8 protein-coding genes are annotated in these 18945 nt (G+C 34.9%); 2 read left to right on the forward strand and 6 right to left on the reverse strand.

Features of this window, described 5'->3' with window-relative positions; translation table 11 throughout:
- Nucleotides 1-141: 141 nt before the first annotated feature.
- Complete coding sequence (locus FF52_RS11050; RefSeq protein WP_008465454.1) at nt 142-3993, reverse strand: T9SS sorting signal type C domain-containing protein; 3852 nt, start codon at nt 3991-3993, stop codon at nt 142-144.
- Nucleotides 3994-4144: 151 nt separating this feature from the next.
- Nucleotides 4145-9511 carry a T9SS sorting signal type C domain-containing protein gene (locus FF52_RS23165; RefSeq protein WP_008465455.1) on the reverse strand — a complete coding sequence of 1789 codons (5367 nt, stop codon included), beginning with the start codon at nt 9509-9511 and terminating at the stop codon, nt 4145-4147.
- A gap of 280 nt (nt 9512-9791) precedes the next feature.
- Here FF52_RS23165 and FF52_RS11060 point away from each other — a divergent pair, with 280 nt between their 5' ends.
- Both FF52_RS11060 and FF52_RS23170 read left to right on the forward strand, forming a co-directional pair.
- Nucleotides 9792-10274, forward strand: a complete 483-nt coding sequence (locus FF52_RS11060) for a regulatory protein RecX (protein ID WP_008465456.1) — start codon at nt 9792-9794, stop codon at nt 10272-10274.
- A 397-nt stretch (nt 10275-10671) separates the two neighbouring features.
- Complete coding sequence (locus FF52_RS23170) at nt 10672-14886, forward strand: Ig-like domain-containing protein (protein ID WP_008465457.1); 4215 nt, start codon at nt 10672-10674, stop codon at nt 14884-14886.
- A gap of 73 nt (nt 14887-14959) precedes the next feature.
- On the opposite strand, the gene FF52_RS11070 is transcribed toward FF52_RS23170, so the two are convergent.
- From FF52_RS11070 to atpD, 4 genes are all read right to left on the reverse strand, one after another.
- Nucleotides 14960-16096: an aminotransferase class I/II-fold pyridoxal phosphate-dependent enzyme gene (locus FF52_RS11070; RefSeq protein ID WP_008465460.1), complete on the reverse strand. Its 1137-nt coding sequence runs from the start codon at nt 16094-16096 to the stop codon at nt 14960-14962.
- 74 nt (nt 16097-16170) lie between these two features.
- Nucleotides 16171-16809, reverse strand: a complete 639-nt coding sequence (locus FF52_RS11075; protein WP_008465462.1) for an NAD(P)-dependent oxidoreductase — start codon at nt 16807-16809, stop codon at nt 16171-16173.
- A gap of 188 nt (nt 16810-16997) precedes the next feature.
- Nucleotides 16998-17279, reverse strand: coding sequence for a FoF1 ATP synthase subunit delta/epsilon (locus FF52_RS11080; protein WP_008465464.1), 282 nt, complete (start codon nt 17277-17279; stop codon nt 16998-17000).
- Between the two features lie 83 nt (nt 17280-17362).
- Nucleotides 17363-18874 carry a F0F1 ATP synthase subunit beta gene (gene atpD / locus FF52_RS11085; protein ID WP_008465465.1) on the reverse strand — a complete coding sequence of 504 codons (1512 nt, stop codon included), beginning with the start codon at nt 18872-18874 and terminating at the stop codon, nt 17363-17365.
- Between the last annotated feature and the right edge of the window lie 71 nt (nt 18875-18945).

An 18945-nucleotide genomic window follows, 5' to 3' on the forward strand; every position in this document is an offset into this window, starting at 1 on the left:
TGTAATACTAAACCCATAATTTTAACACTTTGACATAGAAAAATAAAAAAAATAGGAAAAAACTGTTAATTTTACAGTATAACAAATTCAATCAACTGATTTACAGACACATATTTACTTGACAAATATTTATGTGATTTATTAAAAAATGACCTTTTTTGAGGTTGATTGACCATTATCAAAAATGACTTTTATTAGTAAAACCTGATGAGAAGAGAACAAATTTAGGATATTTAGGTTTTTAGTTTCGAGCTTATCTTTTCTATATAATTGATTCCCTGAAACATCAAATATTATAACCTCTTTCAAATTATCTTTAAAAGAGTCAATATTTATATTATGGCTTTTAACCGATATTAAAACGTCTGTAAAGTTGTCTTCAGATGTTTTGTTTGATAAAGTCTTATTAGCATAAACTATTGAAAAACGATCGTTAAAAGTTCCTGCTTCAGAATCAAATTGATATGGTCCTTCAGAAAGGTTATGAAATTTATTTATGGCCTTATCCACTAAAAAAATATCAATTTCATTAAATAATATATCCTGATGATCAATTTCAAAATTTAAAGTAGTTTTTACATCCGATCTATACCCCAACTTAATTGAATCATCCTCTAAAAATGGAAGAGCCTTTCCTTGAATTATCAGTTTTTTGCTTTCTAAAACGCTATAGAGATCAATTGCTTGACTCGAACCGAAAGATTCTGCATCATAATAATCTAAAGAATTAGAAGCTTCTTTAGCATAGCCTACTAAAATCTGCTTAAATGCACCATCGCTATTATAAAGATTTAGCCAGAATCGAAGCTTTTCAGCTTCTGCAATAGCTCCAGAGTTCGCAGGCTTTAAAAAAGCGCTATTGCGAGCTTTAACTCTCATGCTGTTATTAAATTCTATAGAGCCTTCCGAACTACTCTTTATAAAAAAACCTTGTGCCGAAGCTATGATTCCATCTGGTGTAACGGTGTAGCTACTTGAATTTAGCGTAGAAGTTATTCCAACACCCCCTAAAAGATTATATACAACATAATCGTTTCCAGAGTATTTACCATTTACAGGTGGCGTACCATGCGTCCAAAAATAAAGTGCTCCTTGTATTTTTGAGGAATTGGTTTTTATAAAAAGATCAGCGCTTATAGCGGATGGATATGGATTTCCAATTAAGTAATAGCCATTCGTCATCCTTACTTCAGCATTAATCTTTCCGTTATTTGGAATTCCTTTAAAAATACCTTCAAAAACTGTTCTATCTGTAATTGAATAATTCTGCGGAGCCCTAATACTATAACCTTGCGCAGGAATCATGGTCATCGTTCCGTTATAGTTTATAACCCAACGAGAAATAGGATCGTACCAACAGTATTTATCCCAAAGAGTATTTGGCGAAAAGTCATTCATTTTTTGATTATCGACAGGCGACGACCAATACGTAATATCATAACGGATTACAGGCGATGTTTTTCTTTTTAAATGAATTATTCCTGTATTTAATATATCATCATCTGACTGGTACAAACTTGCAGTATCTTCTATAACCAAAGTTCCAGAGCCAGCATATGCAAATTCTACGGAAAGAGTATTTTTCTCTAGTAACGTTACTATTTTACCTTCATCAATATTGCAACCACAAACCGAGGTGGTTTTTAATTGTGGGAAATTTTCTTTAAAATATACATCTTTTCCTGCTGAAGGAGAACCATTTGACCATGATATTCCATTCCAAACTGTGGTATTTACGCAAAGTTTTAAACGTGCAATTCTATGCTTAGAAATACCAGAAACAGAATTAAAATTACCTCCAACAAGCAATTTATAATCCTCCGTAAATTTCATATCAAAAAGAGTATTATTTAGAGTCGCAGTAAAGGAATTATCGATAACGCCTGAAGGCATTAATCTAATAAGTCTGGAAGATGCCACATTTTTATATGTTCCTGAAAAAGTACCTCCAATCAAAATCCGGTCATCTGGTTGAACTAAAATAGAACGAATATCTCCTTTACTAAAACCTGTTCCAGATTCAAACGTCACATCAAGACTTCCATCGGTATTTAACCTAACTATTCTCTTTTGAGAAATCCCATCAAAGGTTAAAAAAGAACCGCCAACAATAATCTTTTGATCTGATTGGAGTGCCATTGCATAGACATATTTATCAAATCCGTTTCGAATATTAAAACTGGAGTCAATACTTCCGTCAGGATTTAAACGAACTATACCCGAAAAAGGCTGGGCATTAAATGTCTTAAAGTGCCCGCCTAAAAGAATTTTTCCATCGGATTGTACTACTATTGCTTCAATAGTTCCATCGGCTCCCAAGCCAATATTAAAATTATTATCTTTTGTTCCATCTGGAAGAAGTCTCACAACACGACTATTGTTTAAAGTCGATCCATTGTATTTGGTAAATGCTCCTGCAACGATAATTTTTTGGTCAGTCTGAACAGCAAGTGCGTATACCTGTCCATTAAAACCTTCTCCAATGTTAAGTGAATTATCAGCTTCTCCATCTGATAAAATTCTAATAATCCTATTACTGAGTATATCGTTGTATTTTGTGAAATTACCACCAATCACTATTTTCCCATCAGCTTGCAATACTGTTGTTTTTACCAAGTAGTTTGCTCCAGTTTTTCCTGTATTAAAAGAGGTATCGATAGAACCATCTTCTAAAAGGCAAGTTATCTTTGAAACCGCTGTTCTGTTAAATTTATTAAAATTACCCCCAACGATTATTTTCTGATTTGGAAGTGGCAAAATGTTCAAGACAGAATTATCGAAGCCAATACCTGAAGACAAATATGCAATATCGTGTTCTCCATCACTATTAATTTTAGCTAATCTACCTTGATTTTGTCCGTTAAAAACAGAAAAAGAGCCTCCTATAAACCAAGAACCTTCTTCATCGCACTCTAAGCTTAAAACAGAAGCGGAGGCTGGTCCTGAACCAATATCAAAATTAGTTTTTAAGGTTCCGTCTGAATTAAGAAAAACTACTCTATTAACTTCGGAGCCATTATAAAAGCCAGTAAAAGAGCCTCCTATCATTAAATCTCCATTCGAATCAATTTTAATTGTCTGAACTCCTTCTTTGCTGAAACCTAAGCCAACTTGAAAACTTTCATCTTTTGTTCCGTCAGCATTCAAACGAATAAAACGATTGGCCACAATATCGTTAAAAACGGTAAAATTGCCTCCTATAACCATTTTACCATCCGTTTGCAATGCAATCGCATTAACATCATCGTTGAAGCCAGTCCCGCAATTAAAAGTGGAATCGAAACTTCCGTTACTATTTAAACGTACAATTCTGTTTGCTGGAGTTCCATTAAATGTGATAAAATTTCCAGTAAGAATTATTCTTTCATCAGTTGTAATCTTAACATGAGTTATATTTAATGTTGAGCCAGAGCCAGTCAAAAGAGAAGAATCAAGTGTTCCGTTGGGAAACAAACGAGCCACTCGATTTACTGTACTATTTGCATATTTTGTAAAACTTCCAACAATTATTATTTTCCCATCGGACTGCATCGCTATATCATAAACAATTCCTGTTGTCGCTCCTATCGAAGTATTAAAAGTGGGATCATAAGATCCGTCAGAGTTTAAGCGAATCAGTCTTCCAGCACTAATTCCGTTGTAAGATGTGAAACTTCCTCCCAAAATAATTTTACCATCTGACTGCAAATAGGAAGCATAGATTTTGCCATTAAAACCCGTTCCTGTATTAAAACTTTCGTTGATTGAACCGTTGGGATTTAAACGAGTAAGATAAGAAACGGGAGATCCATTCAAACTCAGGTAATCTCCACCAACAATTAAATTGCCATCCCTTTGTAAAAGAAGAGTTCGGACAGTCCCATCGAAACCATCTCCATACTGTCCGTCATCAAATACATTAAATGAATGGTCAACTTTTCCCTGCTGTGCGAGAATGCCTGAAAAGGGTAATAATAAAAAGAAGATTAGGCAATAGAATAAAGTTCTAATCAAAACTATGCAATTAAAGTTAATATTGTAAGAATTAGGCTAAAATTACAAGACTATCATAAGATGTACAATACCAAGATTTAGGGATATTTTTGCACATAAAAAAGCCCATTCCTTAAAAGGAATGGGCTTCTAATTATTTTGGTTTTATTATTTACAGATTAGAAAAAATAACTTTCTTACTAAAAGTGTGTCCGTTTTCTAGAGTTATTTTTACCAATAGCACTTGATCACTAGAATGCAAGTTTTTAATTTGTAATTGTGAAGCATTCACCTTGCTATTACTATATAATAACTCCACACCAATGTTGTAAACATTTACTCCTTTTATTATTTCTTTAGATGAAGTAATATTTATCGCTTTGTCTTTAACTGAAACTAAAACTGTATTCTCAAGATTTTCAAATTCACCTGTTCCTAAAGTTTTATTGGTATAACGAAGAACAAAACGATTTGAGTAAGTTCCAGTTCCACTTGTAAAAGTATAATTCTCTTTACGTAAATCTTTTATAACACCTAATTCTTTATCTTCTAAATAGACTTCCTGAGTATTAAAGAATCCGTCTGCATGGTCAATAGAAATGGTAAAAGTACGATCTCCTGTTGCATCAATACCACATTTAAACCCTAAAGGAATTACTTCTGTATTATCAAAAGGAAGCGCACGACCTTGAATAGTCAGTTTTTTACTATCATTAATACTATATAAATCAACATAAGAGTTGCTTCCCATAGTAACCGCATCATAACTTACATCAATAGCATTTGTGGCTCCTTCAACATAGCCAATTAACATTTGCTTGAAAGCGCCTTGCGAATTTGCTGCATTCAGCCAAAGACGATTTTTTTCAATTTTCTTAGTTTTAGCCGTTTTATAAAATTGTGTATTTTCCGAGCTACCTCTACGAAGATCATTATTAAACTTTATTTGTGATACAGTTGGCTTTGCAAAGAAACCTTGTCCTGCCGCAATATAACCTTTAAATTCGTCTGATGGACTAGAAGGATTATTTACTCGTGTAGATCCTACTCCATTATAAACAAGATAATCTGAACTAATATATCTATAAGTATTAGTTCCTGGAATAATTTGCGGAGCCTGACTATGCGTCCAGAAATACAATGAACCTAATACATCTTTATTGGTATCTAAAATTAGTTCGTCAGCATCAATCGCAGAAGGATAAGGGTTACCCAAGAAATTCCACTTATTTAGCTCTACCGTAACATTGATATCTCCATTGTTTGGCACTCCCGTGAATACTCCTGTAAATAAAGATGGACTTACAATATCGTGATTTTGTGGAGCTCTAATGTTATAACCTTCTCCTCTTTTCATAGGCTCTGTACCATTAGTGTTATATACCCATTTACCATCTCGCGCATTCCAATAAAAATATTTATCGTACAACGTATTTGGAGAAAGATCATGCATTGTAAAACCATTTTTTGTAAGTGGTGTCGACCAATAAACCACATCATAACGGCTAAGGTTAACTGCTCTTTTATAAATAATATCACCCGTATTTACTGCATCTTTACCTTGTAATAAACTTGAACCACTTTCAAATACCAATTTACCATTACTTGTTATAGCATTTGTAATGTTCAAAGTTACTCCTGATGGAACAGTTACATCAGCTCCGGCAGTAATAATTAAAGAACAAGCATCTATGTTTGTTTGAGCAAGAGCGCTAAACGGCTGTATTGATCCAATACTAGAAATCGTAACTCTTTTATTTCCGTCTGGAGTACCATTTGTCCATCCTGAACCGTCCCATTCTGTATCAATAGTAACATCATTAATAGTAATACTTGCTATGTTTGAAGTACAACCTGTTGCATTATTTGTAACAGTAAAGTAATGTGTTCCCGCTGTAAGATCTTGAATCGGATGTGTAGCACTTGTCCCATTAAATGACCTTGGCCCCATGCCTCCTGTTTGGTTAATTGTCCAATTTCCTGACAAACCTGTCAGCGTTATGCTTCCAAAACTACCACAAGACACATCAGTGTTTTTGGTGATTGATGGAGTTGTAGGGATTGGGTTTACAGTAAGAACAACTGCATTTGAAGTAGCTAAAGGGCTGCATGTGCCATTGACAACAGCACGGTATCTATAATTATTCATCCCTGCTGTAGCTCCTGTTATGCTCATTGTTGCAGTAGTTGTATTAGAATAAACTCCGCTATCTGATAAATCACTAAAACTAACTCCACCGTTAGTGCTAACCTGCCACTTGTATGTCAATCCTGATCCTGATGCAGCAACTCCAAATGTGGTGTTGCTTCCTGAACAGATAGCTTGAGCTGAAGGCTGGGTTGTTATAGACGGTGCTGTATTTACCGTTAGAACAACAGCATTTGAGGTAACTGCTGGAGCACACGTTCCAGTAATTACAACTTGGTATCGATAATTATTCATACCTGCTGTAGCTCCTGTTATGCTCATTGTTGCAGTAGTTGTATTAGAATAAACTCCGCTATCTGATAAATCACTAAAACTAACTCCACCATTTGTACTAACCTGCCACTTGTATGTCAATCCAGTTCCCGATGCAACAACTCCAAATGTGGTGTTGCTTCCTAAACAGATAGCTTGAGCTGACGGCTGTGTGGTTATAGATGGTGCCGTATTTACTGTTATAGTAGCAGTCCCTGTAATATCACCCGCAATTGCATTGCAACCTGTGCCATCACTTAAAGCTGTAATAGAATAAGTCGTAGAATTCGTTGGATTTACATTTACGATATATGGATTTGAACTGGTTGAGAAAGTTCCAGACGTTCCTCCATAACTATACGAAAAGTTCCACGGTGCCGTGCCAGTAAAACTAACTGCGATTGGTGTATTTGCACCACTACAAATAGTTGTTGTACCACTAATAGTAGCTGTTGGTCTCGGATTTATAGTTATTGTAATAGCATTTCCAAAACTTACACAAGATCCAGTTTTTACTGTAAGTGTAGCAGTATAAGTTCCTGCTGCAACATTTGCAGGCACATTAAATGCATTAGAAATCGTTCCAGGTCCATTGCTTGCTGCAGCTGTAAAAGCGATATCTGTTCTATTTGAAAATCCAGCGCTAATTGCTGCTGTACTCCATACTATACTATAACTTGTCGGCGCTCCTTTTGTTGCCATATAACCAAGTGATAAATTTGTTGCGCTTGAAGGTGAACAAATTGTTCTGGTACTTGTTGCAGAATCTAATGTAATTGAAGTTGGGTTTGTTACTGTAACTGCAGTAACATTACAAGTAGTCTCCCCACATGCATTTTTATATTTAACAAAATAGTTAGTATCTGCAATTGGGGTTATGGTGATAGAGCCGTTTAATAAAGTCGATCTTCCTACTACAGGTCCATTACAAGTTCCTGAAGTCCATTCTGCATATCCCCCTTTATTAGTACCACTTGTTCCTCCTGTTACAGTCAATGTAACTGCTGTGCCTGCACAAACTGAATTCGAACTTGCACTCGCAGAAGTTGGTGCAGAGAGTTGACCAGGTATATTTACAGGAATTACAACAATAGTCGCATCAGAATAAATTCCTGATGTAACAGTTCTTCTATACCAAGTTGCAACTGTTATTCCTGCAGGAATATCATAATCTTTTCCGTTACTAACCCCAGGCGCAACAGAATAACCGCTCGTAGCACTAGTAGTACTTACTTCCCATAAATAAGAATAAGGTCCGTTACCTCCAGTAGGAGTTGAACCAGTTATAGTACCAGGATTCGTTCCAGCGCATATTGGAGTAGAATAAGTTGCCACGACATTATATGATTTTACAATTCCATAACAAGGATCTCCAAAAGTACTGTTGAAGGTATTTCCCGATGAAGGAATTGTAGCTGTAGTATTTCCTAATAAAGTAGTAGTTACTGTACGGCTATTAAAAGCGTGACAAGATCCAATTGTAAAGTTAGGACTTGTACCTCCTGGACTTCCATAGCTCGCGAATTTAACATTAATAAATACTGTCCCGGCTGGTGCTGTAAGAGTTAACGAACCTGGCAATGAGTTTGTTGGTGGATTTGCATACTCACCAGAAGTTCCGGCTATGTCTCCAGACATCCCATTACTAACAGAATACGATGCGTAATTATTATCAATGGCTGATCCTGGTGGAGTTTGCGTAATATTTATTCTTCCTGTATTACCTGAGCCAGTAGCAAAAAATGTATCATTTGTATTATTAGCACTTGGATTTGAAGAAGTACTACCCCATGACGCAGTCAATGGCCCAGCCCCTCCCAAAGTTAAAATTGCGGCAGAATGCACGTAAGAACCTAATGCTGCTTGTACACCAGTTGCAATGGACCAAAGATTACTAACAGTGGTTGCAGCTCCAAAAGTTTTTAATCCAGAACCCGACAAAATTAAATTATAATATGTAAGATTGCCTGATCCTAAATTTTGGGCACCTGATCTATTAAATTCGACAGTACTTGTATTTGCAGTAAAAGTTCCACCAGTACCAGATACATCTCCTCCAATTTTTAATGTGCTGGATCCTCCATTTAGTGCACCACTTGTTCTAGTCCAATTTCCTGTAAAAGTATGTACCAAATTTGAACCTAAATTTAAGGCAGTTGCAGTTGTAGATCCTGATATTGTCAAATTTCCTCCATTTACATTTCCTGTAAATGTTGCCACTGTTCCTCCTGTCTTATTCATTAAAACTGTTCCTGAAGTTGTAAAACCGGCAATATTTTGTGTATTTCCTCCAGATATAGTCACACCTCCAGTTGTTCCTGTTATTGTTCCAGATCCATTATTAACTAAATTCCCATTAAGAGTTAATAAATACGTGGACATATTTAAACTACTATTGTCGTTTAAAGTAATTGCCCCATTTGCAACAGTAGCCGCGGTTAGAGTTTTTGTACCTCCGTTTGATAATGTTAGATTATTATAAGTATATGGGCCTCCTATGTTTTGCGAACCATTAGTATTGTAATTTACTGTTCCAGATGGTGCCGTTAAAATTCCACCAGTCATTGTTCCACCAATGTATAAAATTCCTGTCCCAGAAAATAACACTTCGTTATTTGTATTTAAAGTAACACTTCCACTAACAGTTACTGTTCCATTACTTATTCTAAGTGAAGAGTTTCTGTTTGTATTACTAGTGCTTGACATGGTTATTCCAGCACATGATAAACTTCCATTTCCGACGTTTAAAATTTTATAACCTCCAGCTGTTGTTCCAGCTCCAATCGTAATCGTATTTGATACAGTTAAAGAGTTAGTTCCACTAATTAAAACAGTATCACTCGAGTTACCACCATTAATTGTAAGGGATTTGCAAAATGCATTAGTATTTACCGAAACATCTGGGGTTCCATTAGGAATTATAACATCGTCTGTACTTGTAGGCACAGAATTTGGTGTCCAATTTAATGAATTGTTCCAATTCGAATTTGAATTACCTGTCCATGTTCTAGTTTGTCCAAAGCCAAGAGAGTGTAAAAAAATGAAAAATAAAAACGAGTAAAGTAATTTTCTCATCATATAACAGTAGGTATTTGTTTTAAATTTGTTTTTGGTTTGCTTTAAAGCAAAAATGGCATTTCTTCCAGAAGAACAATGTTCTTTTTGGTAACTAACTGAACCCTAAAATGTTAAATTCTGGTATTTTAGGCCGGAATTCAAAATGTTAAAATTCCGTGCAAAAATATTTAAATTAGCCTAATACACAAGGTTATAATTTATTTCTTTTTATAAAATATTAACAAATTTCAGAATTAATTTATAACTAATTCAACATTACTCAATTTAAACGTTAAAACGCATGAAAAAGCCGACGAACAGCACTTTTACCATCAAAGAAGCTTTACAAAAGTTAGAGCATTTTTGTGCTTACCAAGAACGTTGTCATGATGAAGTAGTTGATAAGTTATACAGCCTAAAAATGACTCGCGATGAGATTGACAGTATTGTCGTACAGCTAATTGAAGGGAATTTTCTAAACGAAACTCGTTTTGCTTGCAGTTTCGCAAGAGGGAAACATAGGATCAAAAATTGGGGAAAAATTAGAATCACCAACGAACTTAAAGCGAGAAATATTTCCTCAACAAATATTACCTTGGCTTTGAAAGAAATTTCAGCCGAAGAATATTTTGAAACTTTCGAAAATTTAGCAGAAAGATGCTGGAATAGTATTTCAGAAAACAACAACCTCAAAAAACGCAAAAAATTCTGCGACTATATGTTGCGAAGAGGTTATGAAAGTAATCTTGTGTACGAAAAAGTTAAAGAACTAGAAGAAAACTAAATTTCTTTTTGCCATAAAAAGTGCCTTTTCATCTTTTCCAAAAATCATTTCGATTTTTACCAAAAAATTACCTAGACAAACCAAATAACTTTTGGTTATAAAATATTCCGTTTTTGCACAATTTATAGCAAATTAGACGTTTTTCAGTCCAAAAACTTAAAAAACAGTCTTAAAAAACTTCATTTCTTGCGATTATTCTTATAATATTTTTCGGCATTTTATAAGAATACTTATCGAACATTAAAATTTTTAATGCAGTTCATCGACTATTTTATCAATTCATCGATTATATGGGGGTTCTCAAAACCCTAACAATTTCCAGCACGTAGATGTATCTATCTTTGCCGCGGTTCGAAAGTCCTATGCCAGCATAACAAATTGATAGAAAACATTTAACATGAAAAAAACTTTACTTTTACTTTTGTTTTTATTGCCCTTTTGGGGAATTTCTCAAGTTAACTTAGTCAAATGGGATAATCCATCGGGCAGTGTAGTGCCTAATGTTGTGGCCGCATACACCAATGCCGTTTCTGGTGATAACCTAAGTGGCGGAAGCGGAATCACGCTAGACCCTTTACAATGGGAAGGTTTTAGAGGAAGACCTTGGCCAACTTCTTTCAGTATAGACGAAAATAAATATTTTCAAGTTGCCATATCAGCAAAAACTGGATACAAAATAAAACTTGGAGCGTTCAACTTTACCTATAATGGAGACAGAAATTTATATGTTCAAAAGTATCAAGTAAGATATTCTAAAGATAATTTTGCTACAAGTACTCTATTACTTGACGAAGCAACACAAACTGGTAAAGTAAATAAATCCATAAATTTATCTAAAATAACTCTTTACGCTGGAGAAAAATTAACGCTTCGCATTTACGTTTACAAATTACAATCGAACAAAGACAATAACTCGCCTTTATTTTTAGTCAACTACAATACTGCTACAGAAACAGGTAACACTGTGCCAACTATTACTGGAACAGTTTCTGCTTACGATCCAACCGTTTTAAATGCAAATGACGATCTTGTGACCACACAAGAAAAACGTGCTATTTCATTTAATCCATTAACAAATGACACTAATACAGCGGGTTCAACTATAACTTTTATTCAGCCATCACCAGCTGAAGGAACGGTTAGCAGAAATGGAAACATTTTTACATTTATTCCTGCGACAAATTTTAAAGGCACATCAACATTTACTTATACTCTAACAAATGGAACTAGAACTTCTACAGCTACAGTAGTTGTATATGTAACAGATCTTTCTCCAAAATTAATTATTTGGAATGGAGCATTAGCTCAACCTAAAGCGGTTGTAACTGACCCTAATATTATTGGAAATGACATTACTGGAACTGGTTTTACTTTTGTTACCAATAGTAATCCGAACTATTTTAACATTAGCGGATTACAAAATGGTGGTTCCACAACATTAACCCTGAACAGATACGTTCAAATGAGTATAACTCCTAAAACGAATTATAAATTAACACTAACTCAATTTAGTTTTACATATAATTCTCCAACAGGATCTGAAGGTGCTTCGATGTTTGAGGTACATTATTCAACTGACCCCACTTTTCCTGGAGGAGGAACAGTTCTTTTAGGGCCAACAACAGCAGTAAAAGGCGCCGATACTCCAGTTACTTTAAATTTTCCAAAAGGAACAACTGTTTCAAGCAATACGAATCAGACATTTTACATCAGAATATATCCGTATGCTGTTCAAAATTTATATAATGGGTATTTTAAAATAAAACATGATTATGGCGGAGAACTTGGACCAACTCTTGCCGGTGTAGTTGAACCTTCAAATTTAATAACTGCAAATCCTGATACTGCTTCGACAAATTCAGCTAGTGCTATTGCTATTCCTATTTTAGCAAATGATGAAAACTATACTCCATTAGCATCGATTACAGCGACACAACCTGCAACTGGAGGATCTGTTGCTGTGAACGGCACAACAAATGTAACTTTCACGCCAACAGCCGGTTTCGTTGGAACTACAACTTTTGAATATACTATCTCGAATGGAACAAATTATTCAACTACAACGGCAACTGTTAACGTTACTGCTCCTCCATGTACTCCAACTGGAGATCAAACTAATTTTGGATCGAACGTATGGAATGGTTATGTTTATAAAATAACAGATAATGCAGCAATGCCGCCAAGTGTTTCTTATCCTGCTTTGCCCAATAATGGCATTGCCACTTACATTGGGACAGTAACTGAAGGCAAAAACTTTGACAGAAATAATGGCAACGGCGCTATTTCTGGTGCTACTACAGATTTTGCATGTGATGCTGCTCCTTCTGATAGATTTTTTGTTCGCTACAAAATGCGTGCAACCATAACTGAAGCTGGTTTGTATAGCTTTAACCTTGGGAGTGATGATGGAATAAGACTTTACATCGATGGAACGCAAGTTTTTACGAGATGGAACGGTCACGGCTTTACAATGGATTACTTTACATTTAATTTAAATGCTGGTGATCACGAATTTGTTCTAGAGTATTATGAAGACGGTGGAGCATCAAGAGCTTCTTTCTATTATGGCTTACCAAAAGGAGATCCAACTTTATATGGCGACAAAGTTTGGAATGTTTATGGATATGTCAACAATGATATAACATTGAGCAATGTAAGATATGCTGGTTATTATGTTGACCCGAACTTAAGTCCTTTTTCAACTGCTTATTGGACAAGAGATAAATCACCTTCTTCTGCAACAAACTGGCAGGGTGCTCAAATTCCAGATGATAATTTTACAGTCGTTTTTAAACGTAAAGGTTTTGATTGCGGATTATATCAATTGCAACATGTGAATCATGATGATGCAATTGAGATTTATATTGATGATGCTTTAATTTATTCTCAAGATGGCTGGAGCAATAATTCATTTTTAATTAATAATGGTCAACTTTACGCTTTAAACAGTAATTCTAGAGTAGAAATTCGTTTAAGAGAAGATGGTGGCGATGCTAATCTTGGTATCAATTTCACAAAAACTAACGTTGTTTATAATGGCACAGGAACTATTCCGAATGGCAGCTCTGTAGTAATAAATGCAAATACAGAATTAAACTCTGACCTTAATGTCTGCTCTTGCACAATTAACGATGGAGTTACCCTAACGGTTAAAAAAGATGTTACATTAACTATTGATGAAAATATAAATGTACTTGGAGAAGGAAAACTGCTAATTTTAGATGGTGGGTCATTACTTCAGACTTCTACAAGTAAAGACATGTTTACAGGAAGCTCTAAAACTTTCGAAGCTCAAAGAACAATCAATGTTTCGCGTTATGACATTACATACTGGTCAGTGCCTGTAAACAATAAGAGCTACACAATGAACAGTTTGTCGCCACAGACCTTATACGACAAATATTCTTCTTGGAATGCTACGGCTGGAAAATGGGAAGTTAGCCCTAATGGAGTATTACCAATGGAACCCGGCAAAGGATATAGCATAAGAGCTCCACAAACATATGATATTGATTCTCCAGCAGATTTTACCGCAAAATTTATTGGAACCCCAAACAACGGAGATATTACGGTATTGCTTGTTGCTGGCAAATGGAATTTCATAGGAAACCCTTATCCATCTTCTCTCGATGCAGAAGAGTTTATTAATCAAAATGGCGATGTTGGGGCATTGTATTTCTGGTCACATAACACTCCTCCTAAAAAAATAGAAGGAACCAATACCTACAGATATAGTAGTTCAGATTATGCTGTTTTTTCTTTGATGGGGGAAACAAAAGCATCTCCAAAAGGGAATGTGCCAAGCGGCTATATTGGTACTGGACAAGGTTTCTTTATCCAGCCAAAAGTAAGTTCTGTTGTTTTTACAAACACACAGAGAGTCAAAGCAAAAAATACATCATTCTTTAAAACGACTTCAAAAACCAGTCAAATAGAAAAAAATCGTTTATGGCTGAATTTGTCTAATAATGACAATGCATTCAAACAAATGTTAATTGGATATGCAACTGGGGCAACCAATAGTTTAGATCACAATTATGATGCCGTTACCATGGGAAGTAATTCTTATGTTGATTTCTTTAGTGTAAACGAAACTAAAAAACTGACTATTCAAGGTCGTGCTTTACCTTTTGATGATACAGACACTGTTCCTCTAGGCTATAAAAGCACCTTTGTAGGTGATCTTACCATTTCAATAGATCATGCTGACGGATTTTTTACAACTCAGCCTGTTTATCTAGAAGATAAAATAACAGGCACAATAACCAACTTGAGAACTTCAAATTACACTTTCAAAGCGAGTGTAGGAACTTACTTAAACCGTTTTGTCCTTCGCTATACAAACAAAACCTTAGGCAGTGATGATTTTGAAAATGCTAAAGATGGAGTTTTAGTTGCTGTAAAATCAAAAGTAGTAAATATAAGTAGCGGAGCTGAAAACATTCAAGAAGTACAGATTTATAATATCGGAGGTCAAATGCTTTATAATAAAACTAAAGTTGACACAAAAGAATTAGAGATTAAAAACTTATATTCTGGCAATCAAGTTTTATTAGTAAAAGTGATTCTAGAAAATAACAGTGTAGTCACAAAGAAAATCATATATAACTAAAAACAAGAAACCCATCTTTACGATGGGTTTCTTGTTTTATTCTATTTAAACGAACTTAAATCCTTACACTCAATCAAAAAACAAAATCTCTAACCAATTCCAAAACTTGGTTAATTTCTTCTTGCGAATTATAACTGTGAATACAAAAACGAAGACGTTCTTGTCCTTCTGGAACAATCGGAGAAAGAATAGAATGAACATCAAATCCTCTATCCTGAAGTTGCTGTGATAACTCGTTCACATTATTATTTCTTGGAATAATAGCAGAATGTATTGAAGATTTACTGTGAACAAACATTGGCTTTAGTCCTAACAAATTTTTCTGCTGATTGAAAAATATAATATTCTGACGAAGCTTTTCAATAGCAGCTTTTTCTATTTCCAATTGCTGGTATGCAGTAAAAATTGTCGCAACAGTATGAGGAGACAAAGCAGTTGAATATATAAAACTTCGAGCAAAATTGACCAGATAATCTCTTAGCTCTATACTTCCTAAAATTGCCGCACCTTGACATCCCAAAGCTTTTCCAAAAGTTACAATTCTAGCAAAAATTTTATGATGCAACTTTAGATACTGACTTAAACCTTCTCCTTTTTCTCCAAAAACTCCCAAAGCATGAGCTTCATCAACAACCAAATAACAATTGTGTTTTTGAGCAAGCAGTACCAAATCTTCTAAATTTGGGCTATCACCATCCATAGAAAAGACCGTTTCAGTTACAATGTAAATTATTCTATCTGGAAGTTTAAGAATATACTTTTCCAAATCTTCAAAATCATTGTGAACAAAGGAATATGATTTTGCTTTAGACATTGCAATTCCATCTTTTATAGAAACATGACACAATTCATCATACAAAACAACATCGTTTTCTTGCGGTACAGCGCTAAAAAATCCCAAATTGGCATCATAACCCGAATTGAAAATTAAAGCTGATTCTACCTCATGAAATTGCGCCATAAAACTCTCTGCAATTTGATATAACGAATGGTTTCCTGTGGTCAATCTTGAGCCTGTAGCTCCGTTTTGAAAAATCTCATTTTCTAATAAATAAGCATGAGTATGCTTGTAAATAGTTTCTGATTTAGAAAATCCTATATAATCATTAGAAGAGAAATCAATCAGATTATTAAATACAGGCAATTTTCTAAACAGATTTTCTTGTTTACATCTTTCTATTTTACGTTTAAGATTTTCATGCAATTCCATAAAAACAAAGTTAGGCAATTCCTATTAGAATAAAATAAACGGCAGATTATAAGGAATCCGCCGTTTTTCTAAATTTAAATAGCACTAATAAAAGGGGATTGTCTAATGTAATTTGACTCGACCATTTCTTTTACCAAAAACTTCGAAATGTCCAACGCTGTAATTTTATCTCCCAAACAATCTTCGAGATTTACAGAGATTTCATTACTCTCATCAGAAAAAACAATTAGCGGAACACGAACTTGTGTCCAATCAATCTTACTGGTGCTTAAAAGATCATAAGTGAATTGTCGGTCTTTCTGGATTTCAGGAAAATTAGTTTTCATCCAGTCCGTCGCCATAATTGTTTTGAGGCTCTTTTTATCAAATGGGGTATCGATATTTAGTCCTGCTAAAAGCAAATATCTTTGAATTCCATATGCATCCATAGCATTCAAAACATTTTTTGTCGCCCGACTTGCCACCATCGGTTCTCCCATTCTCTGACCGATAGTATTTATTACAGCTTGACAATCTCCGAGTAATAAACTTACAGATTCCTCACTAAGAGCATCTCCCTTAATGATTTCTATTTTTGAATTTTGAATAGTAAAATTGTCCGGATTTCTTAATAGAAGTTTTACACTAAATCCGTTTTTCAATAACTGTTTTACAAGGTATTTTCCTGTTCTTCCACCGCCGCCAAGAACAGCAACTTTTGATATATTTTTCATATATATTCTTTATAAAATTTGACATAAAAAGTTATGTTTCATCATTCATGATGAAACAAAGTGCAAAAGCTTACTGAGCTTTTACAATTGATCAAATATTTTATAAAGAGATTTTGATACTTCAAAAGTAATAAAATAAAAAAAGCCAGACAATACTGTCTGGCTTTTCAGCTTATTTTGAAATTGTATTAATCAACTAATACAATTATCTTATTGTTTTTCATTTCGATTGTTCCTGACTTAATTCCTAAAGTATAAGTTTGGTCATTGACTCTCGTAAACTTATCAGCAGCCTCTTTAGAAAAACTGAAACTTGGTGCTGCAATTTTAATTGTTCCCTCTTCTAAGATTGAAACAATTGGGGCGTGATGATTTAAAATCTGAAAGCTTCCATTAACTCCCGGTAAGCTAACTGATGTTACCTCTCCTGAAAATAATTTCGCTTCTGGTGATACTATTTCTAAAATCATGTCTTTTTTTAGTTAATAGTTGATGGTTGATGGTTGATGGTTGCTTTCTAACAACTTACAACTCACAACTGACAACCAAATTATTATGCTTCAGCTAACATTTTCTCTCCAGCTTCGATTGCGTCTTGAATAGAACCTTTCAAGTTGAAAGCTGCTTCTGGAAGGTGATCTAACTCACCGTCGATGATCATGTTAAATCCTTTGATAGTATCTTTAATATCAACCAATACACCTGGGATACCTGTAAATTGCTCTGCTACGTGGAATGGCTGAGACAAGAAACGTTGTACACGACGTGCTCTTGCTACTGCAAGTTTATCTTCTTCAGATAACTCTTCCATACCAAGGATCGCGATGATATCTTGCAATTGTTTGTATTTTTGAAGAATTTCTTTTACTCTTTGTGCGCAGTTGTAGTGCTCATCTCCTAAGATATGTGGAGTTAAAATTCTTGAAGTAGAATCTAACGGGTCAACCGCAGGATAGATACCTAACTCAGCAATTTTACGAGACAATACAGTTGTTGCATCTAAGTGCGCGAAAGTTGTAGCTGGCGCAGGGTCAGTTAAGTCATCCGCAGGAACGTAAACCGCTTGTACAGATGTAATAGATCCTTTGTTTGTAGATGTAATACGTTCTTGCATTGCACCCATCTCAGTTGCTAATGTTGGTTGGTAACCTACCGCAGATGGCATACGTCCTAAAAGTGCTGATACCTCAGAACCTGCTTGTGTAAAACGGAAGATATTATCAACGAAGAATAATACATCTTTTCCTTGGTCTGATCCAGCTCCATCACGGAAATACTCAGCGATAGATAATCCTGAAAGTGCCACACGTGCACGAGCTCCAGGTGGCTCATTCATTTGTCCGAAAACGAAAGTAGCTTTAGACTCTCTCATTCCTGGCATATCTACTTTAGATAAATCCCATCCTCCATTTTCCATCGAATGCATGAAATCTTCACCGTATTTAATAATTCCTGACTCTAACATCTCACGAAGCAAGTCATTTCCTTCACGTGTTCTTTCACCTACTCCAGCGAATACCGAAAGTCCACCGTGACCTTTTGCGATATTGTTGATCAACTCCTGAATCAATACTGTTTTACCTACTCCAGCACCACCGAACAATCCAATTTTACCTCCTTTTGCGTAAGGCTCGATCAAATCGATTACTTTGATACCTGTAAATAAAACTTCAGATGAAGTTGATAAATCTTCAAATTTTGGTGCTGGTCTGTGGATTGGCAAACCATTCTCTCCAGATTTTGGCAAATCACCTAAACCGTCAATTGCATCTCCAACAACATTAAATAATCTTCCATATACGTCTGGACCGATTGGCATTTGGATTGGACTTCCTGTTCCAACTACCTCATATCCTCTAGACAAACCGTCTGTAGAGTCCATAGAGATTGTACGAACAGTGTTTTCTCCAATGTGAGATTGTACTTCTAGAACTAAGATAGTTCCATCTTTTTTAGTGACTTCTAGTGAATCATAAATTTTTGGAAGTTCAACATCTTTACCGTTGAAAACTACGTCAACTACTGGTCCAATGATTTGAGCAACTTTTCCTATTACTTTTGACATTACTTATGTATTTATTAAATAGCTATTTAGGTTTATCGAAAATACCTCTTTTTTCAGAGCGCAAAGATAAT

The sequence above is a fragment of the Flavobacterium sp. F52 genome (assembly GCF_000278705.1).
Classification (GTDB): domain Bacteria; phylum Bacteroidota; class Bacteroidia; order Flavobacteriales; family Flavobacteriaceae; genus Flavobacterium; species Flavobacterium anhuiense.